Origin of the sequence: Microbispora sitophila (genome assembly GCF_014892245.1) — a bacterium.
Classification (GTDB): Bacteria; Actinomycetota; Actinomycetes; order Streptosporangiales; family Streptosporangiaceae; genus Microbispora; species Microbispora siamensis.
The window spans coordinates 96,576-120,471 of the sequence record NZ_JADBGC010000019.1 but is presented as its reverse complement, the minus strand read 5'-3'; the positions used below and the strand labels follow the sequence as shown (position 1 = coordinate 120,471).

Here is a 23,896-nt window from a genome sequence, read left to right as displayed (position 1 = left end):
GCGGTGTCGGGGCGCACGCCGCTGCGGATCCGGCTCAGCGCGGCCATGCTCGCGCTGGTCGCGGTCGCCCTCGCGGTCATCTGCGTGGGCAGCGTCTCGGTGTTGCGCGACTACCTGGTCAGCCGGGTGGACATGCAGGTCGGCATGCTGGCGCACGAGACCGAGAAACGTCTCGACCGGGGTCCGGGGGCGTTCGTACGGCTCAGGGTGCCGCCCGAGGGCCGAGTGGAGATCCGCGACACCGAGGGCAGGGCGCTGCTCGCGCAGGCGGGCATGGGCGTGGAGAGGCTTCCGGGCCCCGGCACCGTGACCTCCCAGGACCCGGTGACGGTGCCGGCGGTGTCGGGCGACGGCCTGTGGCGGGCCCGGGTGGTGCCCGTCGAGGGCTTCGGCACGGTCGTCGTCGCGATGGACATGGCCTCGGTCGGGCAGATCACCGCACGGCTCGCCCTCATCGAGGCGCTGGTCGGCGGTGCCCTGATGGTCCTGCTCGCCGTCGTCGGCGTCGTGATCGTACGGCGCAGCCTGCGGCCCCTGGCGGAGATCGAGGCGACCGCCGAGGCCATCGCCCGGGGGCACCTCGGCAGCCGGATCCCCGATCGCGACCCGCGCACCGAGGTCGGGCGGCTCGCCCGCGCGCTGAACGGCATGCTCGCCCAGATCGAGGCGGCGTTCCAGGCCCGGGCGGCCTCCGAGGCCGCGGCGAGGGAGTCGGAGGCGCGCATGCGCCGTTTCGTCGCCGACGCCTCGCACGAACTGCGCACACCGCTCACCTCGATCAGGGGGTTCGCCGAGTTCCACCGTCAGGTGCCTGACGCCGACACCACACGGCTGATGTCGCGCATCGAGAGCGAGGCCGCCCGCATGGGCCTGCTGGTGGACGACCTCCTGCTGCTCGCCCGGCTCGACCAGCAGCGCCCGCTGCGCAAACAGCCCGTGGACCTGCTGGCCCTGGCGGCCGACGCGGTCCACGACGCCAGGACCCTCTGCCCCGACCGCGACGTCTCGCTGGTGGTCGAGGGGGACGCGGCGCTGATCGTCTCGGGCGACGAGGTGCGGCTGAGGCAGGTCGTGGGCAACCTGATGAGCAACGCCACGACCCACACGCCCGAGGGGACCCCGATCACCGTACGCGTCGGCAGCCTGGACGGCACGGCGTTCATCGAGGTGGCCGACAAGGGGCCCGGCCTCACCCCCGAGCAGGCCGCTCGGGTCTTCGAGCGCTTCTACCGTGCCGACCCCTCCCGTACGCGGCCGTCCGGCGGGAGCGGCCTCGGGCTCGCGATCGTGGAGTCTCTCGTCCGGGCGCACGGTGGCAAGGTCGGCGTGGAGACGGCCCCCGGCGCCGGCGCCGCCTTCCGCGTCACCCTCCCCCTCGCCCCCGAAGCCCGCACCTGACCGCTATTTCCGTTGCCTCGCGCGTCCACGGGAGTGGAGGTTGAGGGGTGGGAGGTAGGGAGGTATCTGTGGCGATTCCGCGGAAGGGCTCACGGCTCATCACAGTTGACGGCGCCACCTACCGGTGGCGTATCCGCCACAAGCCCACCTACGGTCAGGCGATCGGTGAGGGGCCGCTGACCTTTCCGGTCGAGCCGGCGGAAGGGCCGGGCCGGGTGCTCCTGGTGTCGCTTCCCTTCTCCCGGCCGGACGTCTGGGTGGGAGAGCGGACGATGGCCGTACGGCCGGCGCTCGTGGCGGCGGTCATCCGCATGGCGCTGAAACGCGGCTGGGACCCCTGGCAGGCGGGCCACGCCTTCGACCTAGACGTCACCGAGGACGATCATCTGGCGGAAATGCTGGGCGGACCGCCCGTCTACGAAGTCCCCTTCGCCCGCTGGTGACCGCTCCCGGCCTCGGTCGTCCGCTGCCATGAGACGCTGCCGGGACAGGGTCCGGCGGAGGCAGCCAGATCTACTCGTCACGCGGAGTGGCGATAGCAATGACGGTGTTCTACAAGTCCAGGCCACACTACGGGCGTTAGATAGAGCGGGCTCGTCGGGCCCTACGTCGCTGTATCGAGGCGGCGCACACCGTGGATGAGAAAGAGGAGGCGGTATGAGCGAGCAGGAGGGCTGGCGCGAACTCCGGGATCGCCGGATGGGCGAGCCCGGCGCGGTTGCAGCCTATGAAGCCGCACGTCTCGCTCATGAATTGGGAAAAACGATTCGACCCCTCCCGCACCTTGTCGTCGGCCCAACCGGCGGGTCGTGCGTCGCGTCATCGGGGGGAGGCTGAAGGGCCCGCCGATGCTCCTGCGAGCGGCCGGGGGCGGGCTCCCGATCCGCGGCGCTCCGGGGTCCTGGCACGAGGCCGGGATGACGGCGCGTTCCCACCCCCAAGGAGCTCGGCGCCTCCGAGCGAGCGGCGTCGCGAACAGGAGCGATGACGGCCTCCGGTTTCAGCCGCTCACAACCGGAACCACAGTGGAGCGGCGGAGACTACGGCTTCATGCGGGTTCCAGTCGTACTTCAACACAGCATGGTCGAATGCGGCCGGCCTGCCTCGCGATGATCCTCGGCGCGCACGGTCACACACCGCCGCACGGACGCTCGCCGAGGAGATGGGCGTGGGTCGCGACGCTGTCAGTGCCCTTACGCTTGTCCGCGTCGCACGGGCCCACGGGCTGACCACGCGCGCCCTCTCCCTGCCGGCGGCGGGCGTCCCCGGCATGCCCATGCCGGCCGTCGCCCACTGGCGCGGCAGGCATTTCGCGGGCTGCCGGTGAGAGTGTCACGGTCGTCGACCCCGCGACCGGGCGGCTCAGGCTGACCCGGGAGGAGTTCGCACGGGACTGCAGCGGTGTGCTCCTCACCTTCGCCCCCGCCCCGGCGTTCCGGCGGGGACGCGGCGGTGCGCGGGGATCCGCATGGTCGCGTTACATCCGCATGGCCGTGCTGCGTCATCGGGGCATCCTGGCCGTCCTGGTGCTGCTCAGCCTTGTCCTTCAGAACCTCGGCCGGGTGCTGCCCGTCATGACCGAGAACGTCGTGGACGGGGTGGTGGGACGCGGGGAGGTCGGCCTGCTGCCCCTGCTCGGGCTGGCCGCGGCGGCGGCCGCGCTCGCCCACCCCCTGGCGGGCGGGCTGCGCGCATGGGGGCTCTCCTCCTCACGACGACATCGCGGCCATGCCTCTCGGTATGGCACGCTGCTCACCGAAGGCGCGGCGTTTCTGGAGGTCAGCGCCAGCGAATCGCATTGGCCCGCGCGATTCTCGCCCGGCCGCCGATCCTGCTGCCGGACGAGGCCACCAGTCACCTCGACACCGACACGGAGCAGACGCTCAGCGAGAACCTCGGCGGCCTCCCCCAGACGCGGATCGTGATCGCCCACCGGCTGAGCACCGTCAGGGACGCCGACTCATCGTGGTGCTCGACCGCGGGCGGATCGTCGAGAGCGGCGTGCACGACACCCTGATCGCCGCCAACGGCCTGTACGTACGCCTCATCCTGTGCACCGGCGGTCGGCGACCCACTTCATGATCGCGCCTGCTGACGTGCAGCCGGTCACAAGTCAATCACAAGAGCAGGTTCGGACCATGGTCACGCAATCGCTTTCTCTCACAGGAAAGGAGGAACGTTCCATGAACGCATCACCGCGTACCGAGCTCGGGGACATCGCCCCGATCGGTGTGGAACTGGACGAGAGCGCGCTGAGCGGCCTCAGCGGAGGCCAGCGGCCCGAGATCGTCACGGCGGAGTACTTCGACCCGCCGGGCGTTTGCTACCCCGACTGACGAGCGACCACTCGCGCAGTCCGATGCGGCCGCCGTCCCGTGCGGGGGCGGCGGCCGCTCTCCGCTCGCAGGCCCGCTTTCCGAGGAGACCCCGTGTCAGCCCCGCATGTCCTCGTCCTCACGCGTGACAACGACCCGCACGCCGAGCGAGTCAGCGACTTGCTGGCAGAGCGCGGCGCCCGCACCACCGTCTTCGACAACGGGGACTACCTGACCCGGGCTCACGTCGAACTGGCGTACACCGCGCGCGGGCTGTCGCGCCGTCTGCTGCACACCGAGTCCGGCACGCTCGACCTGGACACGGTGACGGCCCTGTGGTGGCGGCGGCCGACACCGCCGCAGGCTCACCCGGAGATCACCGACCCGTCCGTGGCGGCCTACACCGCCCAGGAGAGCCTTACCCTCATCGGCGACCTCTGGGAGCACCTGCCGTGCCGGGTGGTGCCCGCGCGTGACTCGGTGATCCGTCGTGCCGCGCACAAGCCGTCCCAGCTGATCCTCGCCGCCGAGCTGGGATTCGAGATCCCGGAAACCCTCATCGCGACCCAGGCCGACGCCCTGTGGGACTTCCACAACCGCCATGACGGGCACGTCGTCACCAAGCCCATGGGCCTGCCGTGGGTGGAGAACCTGGCGGGGGGCCATACGGTCATCCGCAAGTGCGAACTCGTCTCGGCCCGTGATGTGGCGTACGCGGAGGCGCTGCGGTACTGCCCGGTGATCGTGCAACAGTACGTGCCCAAGCGGGTGGAACTGCGGGTGACCGTCGTCGGCCGGCGGGTGTTCGCCGCCGAGATCCACTCCCAGAACAGCAACCGGTCGAAGGTGGACTGGCGCCGGTACGACCTGGGCGTCACCCCGTACGGCGTCCACCGTCTGCCGGACGAGGTCGCCGAGCGGTGCCTGGCGATGACGGACCGCCTCGGGCTCGTCTACGGGGCCATCGACCTGGTCCTCACCCCGGACGGCCGGTACGTGTTCCTGGAGATCAACCCCAATGGGCAGTGGATGTGGATCGAGGAGCTGACCGGCCTGCCGATCAGCGCGGCGATCTGCGACCTGCTGCTGGAAGGAGCCTGACGTGTCCCCGAAGGTGTCTCCCGATCTGCTCGGCGAGGCCGTCGAATGGTTGCGCGCACTGGACCACCTGCCGCCCGAACGCGCCCGCGAGCGGCTGTCCGACCTGCGTGACCGCTACCCCGAGGTGAGCATGCGGCTGCTGTGGCAGCGCGAGGCCGCCGTCGACGAATATCACTACGACCTGCTGTTCCCCTCGTCCGAAGGAACCGTCTCGCTGGCTTTCGCCCCCAACCGGGTGATTCCTTGGCCACTGCGGGGAGGGCAGCGCTCGGGCGAGCAGCTCGTCCTTCGGGTGAACGGTGTCGACATGACGATGGAGAAGTCGGTTTCGGTCCTGGACGTGCTGTGGGAGGACACCGGCCTGGCCAGGCGGCTGGTGGACACCGCCCTGGTCGAGCAGGCCCTGGCGACGCGGCAGCCGGAACTGTCCGCGGACCGGCTGCAGGAGGCCATGGACGCCTTCCGCCGGGCACGGGGCCTTCTCACCGCGCAGGCGACGCGGGAATGGATGGCTGAGCGCGGCGTGAGCCACGCCCGTCTGGAAGAGATCGTGGCGAGCGAGGCGGCGGTCGCGGCCCTGCGCCGTGACGTCGTCGGCAACCGTGTGGAGGACTACTTCGCCGCCCATCGTGACGGGTTCGACCGGCTGAGGGTCGTTCGGCTGCGGTACGCGGACCCCGAGCGTGCGGACGTCGCAGCCGCGCGTCTGCGGAACAGGGACGCGGACGCCGTCGCGCTTGCGGCCGACGAGGCGCTGGCGGGCGTGGCCACCTGCCGGATCGAGGCCAACCTCAGGGAGGAGCTCAGCGCGCTCTTCGGCCCCCCGGCCGCGGGCTCGAAGGCAGGTCACGTGCTCGGACCCGCGCGGCTGGCGGACGGTGGTCTCTGTGTCGCTCATGTGATGGCCGTGGAGCCGGCGGTGCTCGACGAGGTGAACCGCAGGTTCATCGAGAAGCGTGTCTTCGACGAGTGGCTCGCCGAGCAGCGACGGCACGCCCACATCGAGTGGTTCTGGGGCAGCCGGCCGCGCACCGACGAGCTCACCGCCGCCCTGCGCACCTGACCCGGCGCCCCGTGGATCGACGAGGCGGGTACTCCAACTCGATACGTGCGTGTACGACCTCGCAGGTCTGCACCCAGCGAACGGCCTGTCGCCTTTCCCCGGGCCCGATCGCACTCTCACGCCGATTTCTTGAGCGCGATCGGTGCGCCATAAGCCTCGCTCGTGTCAGGATGCCCGAGCGTCCGCGGCGGGCTTGAGTACTTCCCTGCACCAGGTGCGGAAGTCTGTTGATGTGGGCGTGGCGGTCGCCCAGTCCGCGTCGTAGATGCCGTGGTCCTGTGCGGCGAACGCCTCGATCACGTCCTTGACTGCCTGGTCGCCGGCGCCTCGGGAGCGCAGGAGCGATGCGTAGTCGTCCACGCTCATGCGGCGGTAGGTGACCGGACGTCCGAGTTCCTGGCTGATCACCTCGGCCATGCCGTCAGGGGTCAGTCGGTCGGGGCCGAACACGGGGAGGTTCTCCTGCCCGGTCCAGGACAGATCGGTGAGCAGGTTGGCGGCGGTGCCGGCGATGTCCCGCGTCGCGATCAACGCCAGCGGCAGGTCGCCTGCACAGGTCAGGTAGAACGCGCCGTGCCCGCGGATCGCATCGAGTTGCCCGAGGAGGTTTTCCATGTAAAAGGGCATGGACAGCGCCCGATACGCCGCGCCGGACTTGCCGAGTTCGGCGTCCATCGCGAAGGCCGCCGAGAGGACGCCGGCTGGGGTCGGCCAGCCGTGCCCGGCGCTGGACACTCCGACGACGTGGCCGACGTCGTGGCGGGCGACGGCAGCGGCGCCCGCCCGGGCGAAGCCGAGGTAGTGCTCCTCGGCGCTCGGCGCCTGCGGGTTCGGTGGGACGAGCCAGAACAGCGCTTCGGCTCCGGGTAGTGCCTTGTCGAGCACGGCCGGATCGTCGTGGGAGCCATCGATGGTCTCGACCCGCTCGCGGACCGTGTCATCCAGACGGGAGGCGTCACGGGCGATGACCCGGACCTCCTTGTCTTGGTCGAGCAATTGACGGACCAGCTGGCTGCCGATCTGTCCTGTCGGTGTGGTGACGACGATCAACGGATCTCCTCTAACATGAACATGAACTCCGGTTCCGAATATGGCAGGGCTTCCGCGCATCGTCAACTAAAGTGGAGTGACCATGACCGCTCCCGAACGCTTGTTGCGCGCCGACGCCCGGCGCAACCGCGAGGCCGTCCTCGATGCCGCCGCCGAGCTGTTCGCCCAGCGAGGCGACGCCGTGCAGATGGACGAGATCGCCGAGCGTGCCGGCTTGGGTGTCGGCACCCTCTACCGGCACTTCGCCGATAAGCGAGCGCTACTCGCGGCGATCATCGGCCGCCGGTTCGAGGCGATGACCGCCCTCGCCCGCGCCGCCGACGAGGCTGAGGATCCCTGGGTGGCGTTCGAGACGCTGCTCTACGGCTATCTGGAGTCCGCCGAGGCCGACGCCGCGTTCCGCTTCGCGCTCCTCGGCCCGGAAGAGCCGAGCTGGAACGACATCGCCGCCGAGAAGACGGATTTCTCGGCGATCACCGAACGCATCGTGCGGCGCGCCGTCGACGCCGGCCGGCTCCGTGACGACTTTCGTGCCGATGACTTCGTCCTCATCACCCGTGGTGCCATGGCGAACATGACCGGCGCCGGTGGCTGGCGTAGGCACGTCACGCTTGTGCTCGAGGGCATCCGCGGCCCCGAACGCTGACCCAACCTCGAGGTGCGGGCCCGGGTGGGCCCAGCCGACGAACGGAGACTTCGGACCGGTTGAGGTTTCGGTATGAGTCCGAAGCGCGGAGACCGGGTCACAGTCCCGCCTCCTGATAACGAATGAAACGTACGGTTCGGTACGAGCGACGCGGTGAAGGGCTGGGAGGAGCTATGCCGTCACGCCCTGGCAAACACGCGCCGATGCTTGGAGACGCTGCGCGCCGATCCACGCTCACCACGACCATGAGCGCCAGCATCGCCTGCGTGGCGACCTTGCGACTCATCGTCACAACGGACAGGACCTCGAGCGATGGGAGTTCGAGGTCACCAGCGGCGGGCGCGTGCGCTACGTGATCGATGACACCGCTCATACGGTATGGGTCGTCTACGCCTCGCCTCGTCATCCGAAGGACACCGATGCGTGAGGCCGGCTGGCCCGCCGAGAGTCTGTGACCCAGCCAGTCCCGGCGCGGAGGGCAGGAGCAAGCGCCGCGAGGTTCCAGCGCTATTTATTGCCCGAAGTGAACTGCTACCACCAGCAATACCTTTTCAAGGTGCCAACGGCTACCGCGGCCTTGGCGGCATCCCATCGGCCTGCCGACGTTCATCCGCCGTTGAACTGGCCGGCCGCCGGGAAGCCCTCGTCGGGGAAGGCGGTGGAGGCGACGGGCAGGACGATCTGGTCGCCTTCGGAGAGGCCGCCCGTGATCTCCACGTAGCTGTCGCCGCGTACGCCGACCTTGACCGTCCGCCGCGACTGCGTCCCGCCGTTGGCCACCGTGACCACGGCCGTGCCGTCGCCCTGGGCGCGTACGGCCTGTGAGGGCACGTAGAGCGCGTCGGCGGCCTCGCCGGTCGTCACCCGTACGGTGGCGCTCTGTCCCAGCAGCAGCCGGGCGGGGCGGCTGTTCAGGACGATCGTCACGCCGTAACGGACCAGGCGGTTGCTGGTGGTCGCGGTCGGGTCGATGTGGGCGACCGTTCCCGGGTACTCCTGCCCCGGTTGCGTGGGCAGCGTCACGGTGGCGGCCTGACCGACCTTGAGGAAACGGATGTCCGACTCCGTGAACAGCGCCTGCACCTGCAGGTCGTCGAGGTTGCCGAGAGTGATGAAGGTCCCGGAGGTGTAGCGGGAGCCGGTGGTCCCCGCGACGGAAAGGATCGTGCCGTCCGCCGGAGCCTTGATCCTCACACCGGCGAGCGCCTCCTTGGCCTCGGCCAGTTCGGTCGTCGCCTGGCTGACCTGTGCCTCGGCCTGTGCCTCGGTGAGCCGGGCGCCGCCCCCCTGGCCTCCCTGGCCTGCCTGGCCGCCGCCGAAGCCCGCACGCCCCTGTGCGCCGCCGCCTTGCCCCTGCCTGCTCTGTCCCTGCCCGCTCTGTCCCTGGGAATTCTGTCCCTGCGAGCCCTGTCCCTGGCCGCTCTGCCCGGGTGCGCAGGCGGAGGAGGAACCACTGGGGGAGGGGCTCGGCTTGGCGGACGGCTGCTGCGCCGGCGCCGTGGGCAGGATCGAGACGCTCACCTCGGGATCCGGCGCGGTCGCGCCGCTGTCCGTGGGCGCCGGACGGTGCGTCCTGGACGGTTTCGGATGCGGGTGCGGGCGTGCCGTGACCGTGGGCGCCGGACTGGGCTGGGGCTTGGACCCGCCGTGGTCACCGCCCCGGTACGCCACGAGGCCGATGCTCGCCGCGCTCGCGCCCTTGTTCGCCAGGGCGCTGGCCGGCCGGTTCGAAGGCCGGGCGGTCGCGGAAGGCCGTGACGAGGGCTGCGAGGAGGGGCGCGCGGACGCCTGCCCGGAAGGCCGGACGGAGGGGGTCGGGCACGAGACAGGGCCGCTGCTCCCGGAGCCGCCCGCGTTTCCCGCCCCGGCACCCGCGCCCGTTGCGCCGCCGGACGCCCCGGCCCCGCCCGCGCTGCCCGATCCGGTTCCGCGGCCGGACGCCCCGGCCCCGGAGCCGCCGCCGGACGCCCCGGTTCCGGCCCCGCCCGCGCTGCCCGATCCGGTTCCGCCGCTGGACGCCCCCGTCCCCGAGCCTCCCGCAGATCCCGAACCGGTGCCGTTCTCGACGTCGTCGAGGGTCTCCTGGGCGGCGGCGAGGGCGGCCTTGGCGGCCTCGTAGTTTTCCCTGGCGATGGTGTCGTCGATCCGGGCGAGGACCTTGCCGCGGCGGACCTTCTGGCCCACCCTGACGTAGACCTTCTCGACCGTGCCCTCCGCTCCGAACGCGAGATCCCGCACGCCGGTGTCGATCGTGTTGCCGGCGGCGGAGACGTACGACGCGACCGTGCCCCGCTTGACCGAGGCGAGCGCCATCCGGTCGGCCACGGAGGTGTCGCCGCCGGTGGCGGAGATCACGGCGACGCTCGCGATGACGATCCCCGCCAGCGCGAGCCCTCCGACGCTGAGTGGAGTGCTCGATCTCATGGCGGACATCCTGCTGACGCCACGTGACCGATGGCTTGGCCGTACCTGAGAGTTGTCTGTGGATGCGGGATCCGGCGCGGACTGTCAGCAAACCCTCAGCATCGGCCTAGGTTGCCCGAAGCGGGGTTTGCCATGGTTCGACGTCGTGAAGCTGTCGACGAAGCGCAGGACGCTGATCATCAACGGTGTCCTGGTGGTACTGCTGCTCGGCGGGATCGCGGCGGCCTGGGCGTCCGTGGGAGGCGACTCCTCCGGAAACGGCGCCGCGCCGCTGACGACCCGGGTGACCCGCGGGACCGTGCTCGCCTCGGTATCGGCCTCCGGTTCCGTCGAAAGCGCCAGGACGCGCGCCCTCGATTTCGCTGCGAACGGCACCGTCGAGTCCGTCCTGGTCGAGAGCGGCGACAAGGTCAAGAAGGGACAGGTGCTCGCGCGCATCGACGACACGGCCGCCCGGGAGAGTCTGGAGGCGGCCCAGGCGAGTCTGGACGCCGCCGAGGAGGCCGACACCTCGACGGCGTCGGGCTACTCGCAGTACATCAGCGCGAGGAACGCCTACCGGTCGGCCAAGCGGGCGCTGGCGGGCACGGTGATCAAGGCGCCCTTCGCCGGTGTCGTCACGGCGGTCAACGGAGCCGTGGGCGGTTCCTCGGGCGCGTCCGGCGGGTCCGGCGGGTCCTCCCAGGGCGGCCAGGGGCAGTCGCAGAGCGGTTCCGCGGGGTCAAGCGGGTCCAGCGGATCCAGCGGCTTCATCGAGATCGCCGACCCCGCCCGCCTGCGGATCGTGGGGAACTTCACCGAGGCCGACGTCAGCAGGATCAAGGTCGGTCAGGCGGCGACCGTGTCGTTCGACGCCCTCGCCGGGGTCACGGCCGCCGGCAAGGTGACGGTGGTCGACCCGCAGCCTCAGACGAACAACAACGTCGTCCAGTACGCCGTGACGATCTCGCTGACCGACGTGCCCTCCACCGTACGGCTCGGCCAGACGGCCACGGCCCAGGTGACCGTGGGCAAGGCGGACGACGTGCTCACGGTGGCGTCCTCGGCGGTCACCACGGCGGGCGGCCAGACCACGGTGACCGTGCTGGAGAACGGCAAGCAGGTCGTGAAGCGGGTGGAGGCCGGCCTGAAGGGCGACACCACAACCGAGATCAAGTCGGGACTCCAGGAAGGCGACCAGGTGGTGCGGCCCCAGGCATCGACGACCGGCGGAGGCGGCGGCATCCAGTTCCCCGGGGGCGGAGGCGGGTTCGGCCGCGGCTTCGGCGGCGGCGCCGGCGGTGGCGGTGGCGGCGGAGGCAACCGATGAGGGCCGGCCAGCCGCCGGTGCTCGACCCCCCTGTACTCCACCTGGGCCACGTCACCAAGGTGTACGGCGAGGGCGAGACCGCGGTGCGCGCGCTGCGCGGCGTGTCGCTCAGGGTGGAGCGCGGCGACTATGTGGCGATCATGGGCGCCTCCGGCTCCGGCAAGTCCACGCTGATGAACATCATCGGCTGCCTCGACGTCCCGTCCGGGGGGACCTACCACCTCGACGGCACCGACGTCGGCGGGCTCGACGAGCGGCGGCTCGCGGTCGTCCGCAACCGCAAACTCGGCTTCGTCTTCCAGTCGTTCAACCTCATCCCCCGGATGAGCGCGCTCGCCAACGTCGAGCTTCCCCTGGCGTACGGCGGGGTCAAGGCCGCGGAGCGGCGCCGCAGGGCGCTGGCCGCGCTCGACCGGGTCGGGCTCGCCGAGCGCGTCCACCACCAGCCCAACGAGCTGTCCGGCGGCCAGCAGCAGCGGGTGGCGGTGGCCCGCGCGCTCGTCACCGCGCCGACCCTGCTGCTGGCCGACGAGCCCACGGGCGCTCTCGACAGCAAGTCCAGCGAGGACGTCATGAACATCTTCGACCGCCTCAGTGCGAGCGGCCGGACCCTGGTCATCATCACCCACGAGGAGGAGGTCGCCGCGCACGCCAAACGGGTCGTCCGCCTCATGGACGGCCAGATCGTGGAGGACGTGCGCACCACGCCGGTCGGCGGGCTGCCCCCGCGGTTCGCGGAGGTGGCCTCGTGAACGCCGCGGAGGTCCTGCGTTTCGCGCTGCGCGGCCTGGCCGCCAACAAGATGCGCAGCGCGCTCACCATGCTCGGCATCCTGATCGGCGTCGCCGCGGTGATCCTGCTGGTCGCGGTCGGCGAGGGGTCCTCCCAGCAGATCCAGCAGAACATCCAGCGGCTCGGCGCCAACTCGCTGACGGTCACGCCGTCCACCTCGGGCGGCGGGGGCGGTCCGGGCGGCGGGTTCGCCCGCGGTTTCGGCGGCGGGGGAGGCGGAGGCCAGGCCGGACGGCAGAACACCGGCCCGCGCACCCAGGCCAAGGACCTCACCGTCGACGACGCGCGGGCGCTGGCCGACCCGGCGAACGCCCCCTCGGTCAAGAGCGTCTCGCCGGTCGTGACGGCCCAGTCCCAGACCGCGACGTACGAAGGGGCGAGCCACTCGATCAGCCAGCTCGTGGGCACCTACCCGAGCTACTTCGAGGCGTCCAACAAGCCCGTGGTCAAGGGCGCCTACTTCTACAACGACGACGTGCTCGCCGCGCGCAAGGTCGTGGTGATCGGGCAGACGGTGGCCGAGAACCTGTTCGGCACGGTCGATCCCCTCGGCAAGCAGATCACGGTGTCGGGCGTGCCGTTCACCGTCGTGGGCGTGCTCAAGGAGGCCGGCTCGTCCGGGTTCCAGGACGCCGACGACGTGGCGATCGCCCCGCTGCCCGCCGTGCAGCAGAGCCTGACCGGATTCGGGCCGCTGGGGCAGATTCTCGTTCAGGCCGAGAGCGCCGAGTCGGTGGACGCCGCGCAGACCGAGGTCACCGAGGTGCTCAACCAGCGGCACGGCATCACCGACTCGGCGAGCGCCGACTATCGCATCCTCAACCAGGCGACCCTGCAGGAGACGGTCAGCGCGGCGACCGGGACCTTCACGGTCCTGCTCGGCGCGGTGGCCGCGATCAGCCTGCTCGTCGGCGGCATCGGCATCACCAACATCATGCTCGTCACGGTCACCGAGCGGACCAGGGAGATCGGCATCCGCAAGGCGATCGGCGCGCCGAAGGGCGCGATCCTCGGCCAGTTCCTCGCCGAGGCGACGATGCTCAGCCTCGTCGGCGGCCTGCTGGGCGTGCTGATCGCCGTGGTCGGCGCCCAGTTCACGATCGCGGGTGTGCAGCCGGTGATCGTCCCCACGTCGATCGCGCTGGCGCTCGGCGTCTCGGTCGCGATCGGCCTGTTCTTCGGCAGCTACCCCGCCAACCGCGCCGCCGGGCTGCGGCCGATCGAAGCCCTGCGCTTCGAGTGATGGCCGGGCCCATGGAAGGGAGATGGATGTGAGCAGGCACGACACCGAGGAGCTTCTGGAGACCTCGCCGTTCGACGACGACCTCCAGGAGGCGCTGGCGGCGCGTCCCGCTCGGGCGGGTGGGTCGAAGCTGACGCTCGCCCTGGCCGGAGGCGTCCTGCTCGTGGCCGGGCTGCTCCTCGGCATCCAGGTGCAGAAACTCCTGGGCGGCTCCACGCCGGGCCAGGTCCCGTCCCGCGCGGCCGGTCCCGGAGCGTACGGCCAGGCCCCCGTGGGCGGTGGGCTCGGCGGCGGGTACGCACGAGGCACGGGCGGCGGCGGCTTCGCGGGAAGAGGGGCAGGCACAGGGGCAGGGGCAGGGCCCGGCGGCATGACCTTCGGCACGGTCAAGCTGGTCGACGGCGACAAGATCTACGTCCAGACCGTGAACGGCGGAGTGGTCACGGTGACGACCTCGGGCGACACCAAGGTCCAGGTCACCCGGACGGGCAAGGTCTCCGACCTGAAGCCGGGCAGTTTCGTCACCGTCGCCGGCACCGCCGACGCCCAGGGCCAGGTGACGGCGACGTCCGTCACCGAGGGCTCGGCCATGGGCCGGAGGGCGGGATCGTGACCGGGGAGGGCCGCCTGCTCATCGTCGACGACGAGCCCGACATCAGGGAGTTGCTGTCGGCGAGCCTTCGGTACGCCGGGTTCGAGGTGATCACCGCCTCCACCGGCCGGGAGGCGGTCCAGATCGCCGGCAAGGTGCGTCCCGATCTGATCGTGCTCGACGTCATGCTGCCGGATCTGGACGGCTTCGCCGTCTCCGACCGGCTCCACGCCTCCGGGCGGCGGGTCCCCGTGCTGTTCCTCACCGCCAGGGACGCGAACGAGGACAAGATCACCGGGCTCGGCTGCGGCGACGACTACGTCACCAAGCCGTTCAGCCTCGAGGAGGTGCTCGCGCGCATCCGGGCCGTGCTGCGCCGCACGCGCGGCGGCGACGTCCCCGCCCGGCTGCGCGTCGCCGATCTCGAGCTCGACGAGGACTCCCGCCAGGTCTGGCGGGACGGCGTCCCCGTACGGCTGTCGCCCACCGAGTTCAAGCTGCTGCACTACTTCATGGTCAACCAGGGCCGGGTGGTGTCGAAGGCGCAGATCCTCGACCACGTCTGGCACTACGACTTCGGCGGCGACCACAACGTGGTCGAGTCGTACGTCTCCTATCTCCGGCGCAAGATCGACACCGCCGAGCCCAAGCTGATCCACACGCTCCGCGGCGTGGGCTATGTCCTCCGTGCGCCGCGTCAGTGACCTGCTCCACGTCGGCGGGCCGGCCCGCGACGCCGGTGCGAAGGCCGGTTGGTCCACCCGCGCCCGCCGGTGGCCCCGGCTGCCGCGCGCGGGGGCGGTGCTGCGCCTGCTGAGCATCCGCGAGCTGCGGCGGCGGGCCGCGAGGACCCCGCTCTGGCTGCGGCTCGTGGCGGGAACGCTGCTGCTCGTGGCGCTCGCGATCGCGCTGACCGGCGGCTTCGCCGTACAGCTCCTGCGGGGCTACCTGGTGGACCGGGTCGACGGGCAGCTCATGGCCGTCGGCCGGCGCCCGGCGGAACCGCCCCCTCCGTCCGCGGTCACGGGCAACATGTCCCGGCCGCCGCGGCAGTTCGGCTCGTTCTACATCGTCCTGCTCGACCGCAACGGCGCCGTCGTCCGCACCGTTCAGGAGCCGCCGAACGCCGATCCGCCGCCCGCGCTGCCCAGGCCCCGGCAGGACCGCAGACAGTGGCTGTTCACGGCCGAGAGTCCCTCGGGAGCGCTGTGGCGGGCGATCGCCGTACGCGAGGAGGACGGCACCCGCTTCCGTATCGCGGCCGTCAGCCTGGCCGACATCGACGGCACGGTCTCCCGGCTGGCCGTGATCGTCCTGGGAGTCGGCCTCGCCGTGCTGGTCGCGCTCGGGATCGCCTGTTACTGGCTCGTACGGCGCAGCCTGCGCCCGCTGGGGGAGATCGAACGGACGGCGGAGGCGATCGCGGCGGGCGACCTGTCGCGACGCGTCCCGCTCCGGCACCGGCGCACGGAGATGGGCCGTCTCGGCCGGTCCATCAACGGCATGCTCACGCAGATCGAGACGGCGTTCCGGGAGCGGGAGGCGTCGCAGGAGCGGATGCGCCGGTTCATGGCCGACGCCTCCCACGAGCTGCGCACCCCGCTCACCTCGATCCGCGGCTTCGCCGAGCTGTACCGGCAGCAGCGTTCGCAGGACCCCGTCCTGCTGCTGCGCCGCATCGAGGACCAGGCCGTACGGATGGGCCTGCTCGTGGACGACCTGCTGCTGCTCGCGCGGCTCGACCAGCAGCGCCCTCTCGAACGCCGCCCGGTCGACGTGCTCAGCCTCGCGGCGGGGGCGGTGCTCGACGCGCAGACCCTCGCGCCGGACCGGGAGATCGACCTGCTGCGGCTGGACGACTCGGACGAGCCGGTGCGGGTGCTCGGCGACGAGGCGCGGCTGCGCCAGGTCGTCGGCAACCTGGTCAGCAACGCCCTGCGGCACACCCCCGCGGGCACCGCCTTCCGCGTCGGCGTGGGGATCGTGTCCGGATCGCAGGCCCTGATCGAGGTGGCCGACGACGGGCCCGGCCTCGCCTCCGGCGACGCCGAACGCGTCTTCGAGAGGTTCTACCGCGCCGATCCCTCGCGCAGCCGGTCGGACTCCGGCGGCACGGGGCTCGGGCTGTCCATCGCCGCCGCTCTCGTCCAGGCCCACGGCGGCACCATCACGGCCGACAGCGAGCCCGGCCGCGGCGCGGTGTTCCGCGTCCGTCTTCCCGCGTGCCCGCCCGACGAAAGGCTAGGGTGATCCCTTTGCGATACCTGTCCATCGCGGTCGCCGCGGCGGTCCTGGCGGTCACGGTGACCGGCTGCGGCGGCGGTGACGACACCGCCGCCACGACCACCACGCAGGCCGCCGCCGGAGGTGGTTCGAGCGCCGACCCCCGGGCCGCGTTCACCGAGTGCCTGCGCAAGAACGGCGTCACGCCGCCCAGCGGGCGGCCCGGCGCCGGACCCTCGGGTAGACCGACCGCCAGACCGAGCGGGGGCTTCGGCGGATTCCGGTCGATGGACCCCGCCATGAGCAAGGCATTCGAGGCGTGCCGCTCCCTGATGCCGCAAGGCGGCCGGGGCGGGTTCGGCGGCGGGCGCGGCGTCGATCCGCAGGCCATGCAGGCGTTCCGCACCTGCATGAAGGACAACGGCGCCGAGCTGCCCGCCGGCGGGCGCGTGCGCGACCTGCCCACGGCGGACCCGAAAGTTGCCAAGGCGTACGACAAGTGCAAGGTGCTGCTGCCCGCGCCCACGCCCACTGCCTGACCGGCCGGGGCGGCTGATTCGGCGGCCTTCCTCAGGGAAGGTCGGGAGTATGGCGGGGAACGACCGGCTGCGGGCCGCCCTGGAGAGCCTGCGGTGTCACCTCGATCAGGACCTGTTCCCCCTGGAGATCGGGGACGCCGCGGGCGACCGGCGCGTCCTGGGGGAGCTGCGCGGGCAGCTCGACGACTACCTGCTGCCCCGCCTGGCGGCCATCGACGCGCCGCTGCTCGCCGTGGTCGGCGGTTCCACCGGGGCGGGCAAGTCCACCCTGGTCAACTCGCTGGCCGGCATGATCGTGACCGAGCCCGGGGTGCTGCGGCCCACCACGCTCGCGCCGACCCTGGTGTGCAACCCCGCCGACGTCGCCTGGTTCACCTCCACCACCATCCTGCCCGGGCTGGCCAGGGTGACGGGCGGGACGGCCGGCGGCGGACGCGGCGAGCCGGGCACCCTGCGGATCGCCCCCGTGGACGCCCTGCCCCCCGGGCTGGCGCTGCTCGACGCCCCCGACATCGACTCGATCGTCACGGCCAACCGCGAGCTGGCCGCGCAGCTGCTCGCCGCGGCCGACCTGTGGTTGTTCGTCACGACCGCCGCGCGGTACGCCGACGAGGTGCCGTGGAGCTTCCTGCGCCTGGCCCGGGAGCGGAGCACGGCGCTCGCGGTGATCCTCCAGCGGGTCCCGGCCGAGGCGCGCGAGCCCGTGGCCGCCGACCTGACCCGGCTCCTGCGGGAGAACGGCCTGGGCGCCACCCCGCTGTTCGCCGTCCCCGAGCTGGAGCTGCCGTCGGAACGCGCCCGGCTGCCCGCCCACGTCGTGCAGCCGATCGCGACCTGGCTCGCCGACCTGTCCGTGGACGCCAAGGCGCGGGCCGAGGTCGTACGGCGGACCCTGACCGGCGCCCTGGACAGCCTCGGCACCCGGGTGCCCGACCTGGCTGATCGGGTGGAGCGTCAGCGGGCGGGGATCGCCGAGCTGCGCGACATCGCGGGCAGGGCGTACGACGTGGCGATGTCGGCGTTCGACGAGGGAATGCGCGACGGCAGGCTGCTGCGCGGGGAGGTGCTGGCCCGCTGGCAGGACTTCGTGGGCACCGGCGACCTCATGCGGGCCCTGGAGTCCCGCGTCGGCTGGCTGCGCGACCGCCTCGTCGCCGCCTTCCGGGGCCGCCCCGCGCCCGACAGGGAGCTGCGGGTCGCGCTGGAGAGCGGGGTGGAGTCGCTGATCCGCGCCACCGCCGACGCCGCCGCGGAGCGGGCCGTCGAGGCGTGGCTGGCCCTTCCCGCCGGGCGCGACCTGCTGGAGAAGTCCGGCGTCGCCGTCTCCGGGCGGCTCGGCCGCGCGTCCGCCGATCTGCCCGGGCGGGCCGGCGCGGCCGTACGCGATTGGCAGGGGCACGTGCTCGATCTCGTCCGCTCCGAGGGCGCCGACCGGCGCACGCTCGCCCGGGCGGCGTCGTTCGGCGTGAACAGCCTCGGCGTACTGATCATGCTGGCGGTGTTCTCCACGACCGGCGGGATCACCGGCATCGAGCTGGGCATCGCCGGCGGCACCGGCGTGCTCAGCCAGAAGCTGCTCGAAGCCGTCTTCGGCGACCAGGCCGTACGCACGCTGACCCAGGAGGCGCGCGAGGACCTGCGGCGGCGCGTCCGCGCGCTGCTCGACGAGGAACGCTCCCGCTTCACCTCCCTGGTGGAGGGGCTGGGCCCGGCTCCGGAGACGGCGGCCCGGCTGCGGGAGGCCGCCAAGGCCGTACAGGAGAGGGGCGTCCTTTGAAGCTCCCGCGCAGGAAGGCGGAGGTGTCGCTGGACGACCGCCTGGAGGCGCTCGCGGAGGCCGCCGACCTGGCGGAGGGCCGGCTCGGCCAGGAGGCCGTGGACCACGCCCGCGCCGTGGTCGCCCGGGCGGGCGTACGGCGCGGCCTGTCGGTGGAGCACACGGCGGTCGCCCTCGCCGGGGCGACGGGGAGCGGCAAGTCGTCGCTGTTCAACGCCCTGTCCGGGACCGAGCTGGCCACTGTGGGGGTGACCAGGCCGACGACCGCCAAGGCGCAGGCGGCCCTGTGGGGCCCGGACGGCTCGGGACCGCTGCTCGACTGGCTCGACGTCCCGTTGCGCCACACGGTCGAGGGTGACGCGTCGGGGCTGATCCTGCTGGACCTGCCCGACCACGACTCCATCGAGCTGTCCCACCGCAGGGAGGTCGACCGCCTGGTCGCCGCGGTCGACCTGCTGGTCTGGGTGCTCGACCCGCAGAAGTACGCCGACGCGGCCGTGCACGAGCGCTACCTGCGCCCGCTCGCCCGGCACCGGGATGTCATGGTCGTCGTGCTCAACCAGGTGGACCGGCTCCCGGAGCGGTCGGTCAAGCGCTGTCTCGACGACCTGCGCGGCCTGCTGGCGGCCGATGGGCTCGAAGGGGTGCCGGTGCTCGGCGTCTCCGCCCGCACCGGCGAGGGCGTCCCCGAACTGCGGGCGCTGCTCGACCGGCAGGTCTCCCGCCGCCGCGCCTGGTCGTCGCGGCTCGCCGCCGACGTGGCCTCGGCCGCCGCCGCGCTCTGGGCGCACACCCGCCCCCCCGACGCTCGGGAGCCGGAGCCGGAGCCGGAGCCGGGCGTCGGGGCGGCGCTGCCGGCTGTCACCCTGCCTCCGGCCGTGCGGGAGCCGAGGGCGGCGGCCGTCGCCGCGTCGCCGCCTCCCGCTGCGACGGCAGGCGCCCCGCCCGTGCCCGGACAGGTCGCGGTGCCGCAGGTCGCCGTGAGCAGGGCGCTGACGCGGGCGCTGGCACAGGCGGCCGGGGTGCCCGTCGTGGTCGAGGCGGTCGCGAAGTCGCATCGGCACCGCTCGATCGCCGCGACGGGCTGGCCGGTGACGCGCTGGCTGCGCAGGCTGCGGCCCGATCCGCTGCGCCGTCTCCACCTGGCCAAGGGCGCCCGTTCCTCGCTGCCCGCGGCAACCGCCGTGGAGGTGTCGGCCGTGGACACCGCCCTGCGCGACGTCGGAGCCGCCGCCTCCGCCCCGGTGCCCGAGCCGTGGGCGACAGCCGTACGGCACGCGGCGCGGTCGCGGTCGGAGGAGCTGACGGACGCCCTGGACCGCACGGTCGCCGCGGCCACCTCGGGCGGCGTCTCCAGCGCCCCTCGATGGTGGCGCGTGGCGGGGACCGCGCAGTGGCTGACGGTCGCCGCGATGGCCGCGGGCGCGATCTGGCTGCTCGTGCGCTTCGCGCTGGACTACCTCATGCTGCCCGGGCTTCCCACCCCCACGGTCGGTCGGGCGCCGTGGCCGACCGTGCTCCTGCTGGGCGGCGCGCTGGCGGGAGTGCTGATCGCCGCGCTGTGCCGGGTGTTCGCCTGGGCCGGGGGGCGGCGCAGGGCGCGCAGAGCCGCCAAGGTGTTGCACGCCGGCATCGAACAGGTCGCCGACGAGCTGGTCATCACCCCGACACGCGACGAGCTGTCGCGTTACACCCGCTTCGCCGACCGCGTAACCCTCGCCGCGTCCTGAGCGCCGGCGGCCGCCGCTACGCGGAGACCCGGTCGTTGGGAATGGCGTCGAGGAGCCGGCCCCACTCGGGATAGGTCGCCACCTTCTTCAGGTGCATCGCGGTGATCTTCTCGTGCAGGCCGGGATCCAGGTCGTCCGACAGGCGCACCGCCGAGAGCCGGGCGAGGCGGGGCAGGATGTGCGGGTCCCCTTCCAGATGCACCGGGTCGTACATGTACCGCTCCAGCGCCGCGAGGTCCTCGACCGCGGCGAGGTACGCATGGGTGTAGCCGTCGGAGGGATCCCCCAGGTCCTGGCCGACGCTGGAGAACGCCACCGACTCGACGGACGCCGTGCGCCTCATCGCCGCCAGCACCTCCTCCTTCTCCTCGTCGGTGGTCCCGTCTCTGAAGTTGAACCGCAGGATGTTGACGATCACAGGTTTCCTTCCAGATTGAACTTGCCGGTTTACTCTATTGACCTAGAAGGTTTTGAACAAGCAGGTTCACTCAAGTGGTCTCGTTGGTACAGTGCGGGTCGTGATGGCGGAGCTGACGACGGCGGGACGCCCCGACTCCCGGGGACGCATCGACAAGCGGCGGGCGATCCTGGAGGCCGCTTTCGCCGTCTTCGCCGAGCGGGGCTATTCACAGGCGTCCGTGCAGGAAATCGCCGAAGCGGCGGGAGTCGCCAAGCTGACCGTCTACAACCACTTCGGCGACAAGGAGTGCTTGTTCCGGCAGGCGATGGAGGTCGCGGCCGACGCCGTGTCGGCGGAGAACCTGGCCGTGGTGGACAGGCTGCGGGATCCCGGTGACGATCTGCGGGCCGTCTTGGAGGACGTGGCGTACAGCCTGCTCCAGGTGTGCTGCGGTGAGCGGTCGCACGCGCTGCGACGGCTGACCTACGGCCAGATCGCCCGAATCCCCGACATCGTCGAGATCGTTCAGGGGCGGACGGGGCGCCGGCTCGCCGAGGCCCTGGCGGATCGGCTGGCCCGGCTCTCCTTGGCCGGACGCCTACGTCCCTGCGACCCGGCGCCCGCGGCCGAGCAGTTCCTGGCGCTGCTCACCGGCCCGATGGAGGGGCGGACGGCGCTCGGCACCCGCACCGCCTCTGCCGAGGAGACCCACAGCGTCGCCGACGCCGCCGTCGACACCTTCCTGCGGGCGTACGGAACGACGGCAGGCGTCTGACAGGGATCTGGCAGGGCGGGCTGTCACGGTCGGGGCATGCATGAGAACACGGACGTACTGATCGTCGGAGCCGGCCCGACCGGGCTCACCCTCGCCGTGGACCTGGCCCGCCGAGGGGTCGCCTTCCGCGTCGTCGACCAGGCGCCCGAGCCCGCGGCCGGCTCCAAGGGCAAGGGCCTGCAACCGCGTACGCAGGAGGTCTTCGACGACCTCGGCGTGATCGGCCCGATCCTCGCGGCGGCGACGCCCTACCCGCCGCTGCGGGTCAGGATCGGCAGGGTGCCGGTCTGGCAGGCCCGCATGCACAGGCCGGCCGTGGCCACGGACGCGGTGCCGTACCCGACGGTGCTGATGCACCCGCAGTGGCGCACCGAGGCGGTGCTGCGCGAGCGCCTGGCCGAGCTGGGCGGGAAGGTGGAGCAGAGCAGTGCGCTGACCGGCTTCGAGCAGGACGCGGACGGGGTGACCGCCGGGCTCGGCACGGGAGAGATCCTGCGGGCGCGTTACCTGGTCGCGGCGGACGGCGGCAGGAGCCCGGTGCGCAAGGCCCTCGGCATCGGCTTCACCGGCGAGACCCGCGAGGAGGAGCGGATGGCCCTCGGCGACGTACGCGCCGAGGGGCTCGACCGGGACCACATCCACGTCTGGGTGCGGCCGGGCCGGGGGATGGTGGCGCTCTACCCGATGGCCGGCGCCGACACCTTCCAGATGCTCGCCTCGCTGAAGCCGGGGGTCACGCCGGAGCAGACGTTGTCCGGATATCAGCGGATCTTCGCCGAGAGGTCCATGCTGCGCGGGGTACGCCTGACCGAGCTGCTGTGGTCCTCCCTCTACCGGGTGAACATCCGCCTCGCCGAGCGCTACCGGTCCGGCCGGGTCTTCCTGGCAGGGGACGCCGTCCACGTGCACCCGCCTGCGGGCGGCCAGGGGCTCAACACCGGCGTCCAGGACGCCTACAACCTGGGCTGGAAGCTCGCCCGGGTGCTCGCCGGGGCGCCGGAGGCGCTGCTGGACACCTACGAGGAGGAACGCAGGCCCGTCGCCGCCCGGGTGCTCGGCCTCAGCCTGGATCTCGCCGACAAGAAGTCCTACAAACGCGGCGAGGAGACCTACCAGCTCTCGCTGGGCTACCGGGGCGGCTCGCTCGCCCGGCGCGGCGGCGACCGGGTGCCGGACGGCCCGCTCCCGCTGGCGGACGGGACGCGGGCCCGCATGTTCGACCTGCTGCGGGGCCCGCACTTCACCCTGCTCTCCCCGGACCCCGCTCCGCGCGTCCCCGGTGGTCCCGAGGTGCGCGCGTACGCGCCGGCCGAGCCGTACGGCGGCGAGCGGCACACCCTCGTCCGGCCGGACGGCTACGTGGGGATCTCCACCTCCTCGGCCGACGAACTCGCCGCCTACCTGGCCATGGTCTGAGTGCGCTACGGGCGCTCGTCCGGGCGTACGGCGTGGGCCGGGTCCGGGGTGGAGACCCCGTCCGCGCCGAGGGCGGGACGACGGGCCTCGATCTGGCGCGGTCCCAGCTCGCTGTCCTCGGCCGCCGCCTTGGCCTCGGCGGCGGCGCGCTCGGCCTCGGCGACCGCCTCGCTGCCCGCCGTCCTCCGCTCGTGCTCCCTGCCGTCCGTCACGGTGGCCCGGCTCGCGGGCAGCGACTCGGTGAACGCCTTCGACAGCGTGTTGAGCGCCGAGGTGACCTCGCTCGGGATCACCCACATCGTGTTGCCCTGGCCCTGGGCGAGCTGGGGCAGCACCTGGAGGTACTGGTAGGCGAGCAGCTTGGGGTCGGGGTCGTTGCGGTGCACGGCCTGGAACACCTCGTCGATCGCCTGCGACTGACCCTGGGCCTTGAGGATCTGGGAGGTCCGCTCGCCCTCGGCACGCAGGATCGCGCTCTGCTTCTCACCTTCGGCCGTGAGGATCTGCGACTGCCGCTGGCCCTCGGCCGTGAGGATCGCCGCGCGCTTGTCCCGCTCGGCGCGCATCTGCTTCTCCATGGCGTCCTTGATGGTCTTCGGCGGGTCGATCGCCTTGATCTCGACCCGGTTGACCCGGATGCCCCACTTGCCGGTGGCCTCGTCCAGCACGCCGCGCAGCTGGCTGTTGATCATGTCACGAGAGGTGAGCGTCTTCTCCAGGTCCATGCCGCCGACCACGTTGCGCAGCGTCGTCACGGTGAGCTGCTCGACGCCCTGGATGAAGTTGGCGATCTCGTACTCCGCCGCCCGGGGATCGGTGACCTGGAAATACAGCACCGTGTCGATGTCCACGACGAGGTTGTCCTCGGTGATGACCGGCTGCGGCTTGAACGACACCACCTGCTCGCGCAGGTCCAGCAGCGGGCGGACCCGGTCGATGAAGGGGATGACGAAGTTCAGGCCGGGGCCGAGTGTGCGGTAGTACCTGCCCAGTCGCTCGACGTTGCCGGCTCTGGCCTGGGGCACGATCCGGACCGCCCGCAGCACCGTCAGGATCGCGACGAACGCGATGACGATTCCGGCGATCACTGCTGCGTCCATTGC

23 protein-coding genes are annotated in these 23,896 nt (G+C 72.1%); 19 read left to right on the top strand and 4 right to left on the bottom strand.

The features are described 5' to 3' along the window. The first annotated feature begins 3 nt into the window (after positions 1–3). From IL992_RS31075 to IL992_RS31045, 7 genes are all read left to right on the top strand, one after another. The gene (locus IL992_RS31075) at positions 4–1,398 is read left to right on the top strand and encodes a HAMP domain-containing sensor histidine kinase (RefSeq protein WP_319018948.1); all 1,395 of its coding nucleotides are present in this window, start codon (positions 4–6) and stop codon (positions 1,396–1,398) included. Between the two features lie 68 nt (positions 1,399–1,466). Then, positions 1,467–1,841 (top strand): hypothetical protein, encoded by a 375-nt coding sequence (locus tag IL992_RS31070; protein ID WP_226874086.1) that lies wholly within the window; start codon positions 1,467–1,469, stop codon positions 1,839–1,841. 656 nt (positions 1,842–2,497) lie between these two features. Further along, positions 2,498–2,725, top strand: a complete 228-nt coding sequence (locus tag IL992_RS31065; RefSeq protein ID WP_226874117.1) for a cysteine peptidase family C39 domain-containing protein — start codon at positions 2,498–2,500, stop codon at positions 2,723–2,725. Between the two features lie 471 nt (positions 2,726–3,196). After that, positions 3,197–3,415, top strand: coding sequence for a hypothetical protein (locus tag IL992_RS46770; RefSeq protein ID WP_264295133.1), 219 nt, complete (start codon positions 3,197–3,199; stop codon positions 3,413–3,415). 166 nt (positions 3,416–3,581) lie between these two features. After that, the gene (locus IL992_RS31055) at positions 3,582–3,734 is read left to right on the top strand and encodes a hypothetical protein (protein ID WP_193206901.1); all 153 of its coding nucleotides are present in this window, start codon (positions 3,582–3,584) and stop codon (positions 3,732–3,734) included. A gap of 93 nt (positions 3,735–3,827) precedes the next feature. Further along, a complete protein-coding gene (locus tag IL992_RS31050; protein WP_193206900.1) occupies positions 3,828–4,814 on the top strand; it encodes an MvdC/MvdD family ATP grasp protein in 987 nt (328 codons plus the stop codon). A gap of 1 nt (position 4,815) precedes the next feature. Continuing rightward, positions 4,816–5,877, top strand: a complete 1,062-nt coding sequence (locus IL992_RS31045; RefSeq protein WP_193206899.1) for a TIGR04500 family putative peptide maturation system protein — start codon at positions 4,816–4,818, stop codon at positions 5,875–5,877. A gap of 165 nt (positions 5,878–6,042) precedes the next feature. On the opposite strand, the gene IL992_RS31040 is transcribed toward IL992_RS31045, so the two are convergent. Continuing rightward, positions 6,043–6,927 (bottom strand): NAD(P)H-binding protein, encoded by an 885-nt coding sequence (locus IL992_RS31040; RefSeq protein ID WP_193206898.1) that lies wholly within the window; start codon positions 6,925–6,927, stop codon positions 6,043–6,045. Between the two features lie 82 nt (positions 6,928–7,009). Between IL992_RS31040 and IL992_RS31035 the strand changes: the two genes are divergently transcribed. Continuing rightward, positions 7,010–7,573 carry a TetR/AcrR family transcriptional regulator gene (locus tag IL992_RS31035; protein WP_193206897.1) on the top strand — a complete coding sequence of 188 codons (564 nt, stop codon included), beginning with the start codon at positions 7,010–7,012 and terminating at the stop codon, positions 7,571–7,573. A gap of 606 nt (positions 7,574–8,179) precedes the next feature. On the opposite strand, the gene IL992_RS31030 is transcribed toward IL992_RS31035, so the two are convergent. After that, positions 8,180–9,997, bottom strand: coding sequence for an efflux RND transporter periplasmic adaptor subunit (locus IL992_RS31030; protein ID WP_193206896.1), 1,818 nt, complete (start codon positions 9,995–9,997; stop codon positions 8,180–8,182). Between the two features lie 145 nt (positions 9,998–10,142). Here IL992_RS31030 and IL992_RS31025 point away from each other — a divergent pair, with 145 nt between their 5' ends. The 9 genes from IL992_RS31025 to IL992_RS30985 are packed head-to-tail and all read left to right on the top strand — an operon-like array spanning position 10,143 to position 20,202. Continuing rightward, on the top strand, positions 10,143–11,306 hold the full coding sequence (locus IL992_RS31025) for an efflux RND transporter periplasmic adaptor subunit (protein ID WP_193206895.1): 1,164 nt from the start codon (positions 10,143–10,145) through the stop codon (positions 11,304–11,306). Continuing rightward, positions 11,303–12,058: an ABC transporter ATP-binding protein gene (locus IL992_RS31020; protein WP_193206894.1), complete on the top strand. Its 756-nt coding sequence runs from the start codon at positions 11,303–11,305 to the stop codon at positions 12,056–12,058. The genes IL992_RS31025 and IL992_RS31020 overlap by 4 nt, the downstream gene beginning before the upstream one ends. Continuing rightward, the gene (locus tag IL992_RS31015; protein ID WP_193206893.1) at positions 12,055–13,341 is read left to right on the top strand and encodes an ABC transporter permease; all 1,287 of its coding nucleotides are present in this window, start codon (positions 12,055–12,057) and stop codon (positions 13,339–13,341) included. Before IL992_RS31020 ends, IL992_RS31015 begins: the two co-directional genes overlap by 4 nt. A 28-nt stretch (positions 13,342–13,369) precedes the next feature. Next, positions 13,370–13,954: a hypothetical protein gene (locus tag IL992_RS31010; RefSeq protein WP_193206892.1), complete on the top strand. Its 585-nt coding sequence runs from the start codon at positions 13,370–13,372 to the stop codon at positions 13,952–13,954. Continuing rightward, a complete protein-coding gene (locus IL992_RS31005) occupies positions 13,951–14,637 on the top strand; it encodes a response regulator transcription factor (RefSeq protein WP_319018946.1) in 687 nt (228 codons plus the stop codon). Before IL992_RS31010 ends, IL992_RS31005 begins: the two co-directional genes overlap by 4 nt. Continuing rightward, on the top strand, positions 14,621–16,183 hold the full coding sequence (locus IL992_RS31000) for a sensor histidine kinase (RefSeq protein ID WP_319018945.1): 1,563 nt from the start codon (positions 14,621–14,623) through the stop codon (positions 16,181–16,183). The genes IL992_RS31005 and IL992_RS31000 overlap by 17 nt, the downstream gene beginning before the upstream one ends. A gap of 5 nt (positions 16,184–16,188) precedes the next feature. Next, positions 16,189–16,695, top strand: coding sequence for a hypothetical protein (locus IL992_RS30995; RefSeq protein ID WP_193206890.1), 507 nt, complete (start codon positions 16,189–16,191; stop codon positions 16,693–16,695). 49 nt (positions 16,696–16,744) lie between these two features. Continuing rightward, on the top strand, positions 16,745–18,472 hold the full coding sequence (locus tag IL992_RS30990) for an ABC transporter (RefSeq protein WP_193206889.1): 1,728 nt from the start codon (positions 16,745–16,747) through the stop codon (positions 18,470–18,472). After that, on the top strand, positions 18,469–20,202 hold the full coding sequence (locus tag IL992_RS30985) for a YfjP family GTPase (RefSeq protein WP_193206888.1): 1,734 nt from the start codon (positions 18,469–18,471) through the stop codon (positions 20,200–20,202). Before IL992_RS30990 ends, IL992_RS30985 begins: the two co-directional genes overlap by 4 nt. 16 nt (positions 20,203–20,218) lie before the next feature. Here the strand turns inward: IL992_RS30985 and IL992_RS30980 are convergent, their stop codons facing one another. Beyond that, entirely contained in the window at positions 20,219–20,620 is a 402-nt protein-coding gene (locus IL992_RS30980; RefSeq protein ID WP_193206887.1) for a Dabb family protein, read from the bottom strand. Positions 20,621–20,723: 103 nt separating this feature from the next. Between IL992_RS30980 and IL992_RS30975 the strand changes: the two genes are divergently transcribed. Both IL992_RS30975 and IL992_RS30970 read left to right on the top strand, forming a co-directional pair. Next, complete coding sequence (locus tag IL992_RS30975) at positions 20,724–21,377, top strand: TetR/AcrR family transcriptional regulator (RefSeq protein WP_193206969.1); 654 nt, start codon at positions 20,724–20,726, stop codon at positions 21,375–21,377. Between the two features lie 36 nt (positions 21,378–21,413). Further along, complete coding sequence (locus IL992_RS30970; RefSeq protein ID WP_193206886.1) at positions 21,414–22,793, top strand: FAD-dependent monooxygenase; 1,380 nt, start codon at positions 21,414–21,416, stop codon at positions 22,791–22,793. 5 nt (positions 22,794–22,798) lie between these two features. Here the strand turns inward: IL992_RS30970 and IL992_RS30965 are convergent, their stop codons facing one another. Further along, positions 22,799–23,893, bottom strand: a complete 1,095-nt coding sequence (locus IL992_RS30965) for an SPFH domain-containing protein (RefSeq protein ID WP_193206885.1) — start codon at positions 23,891–23,893, stop codon at positions 22,799–22,801. Positions 23,894–23,896 lie beyond the last annotated feature (3 nt).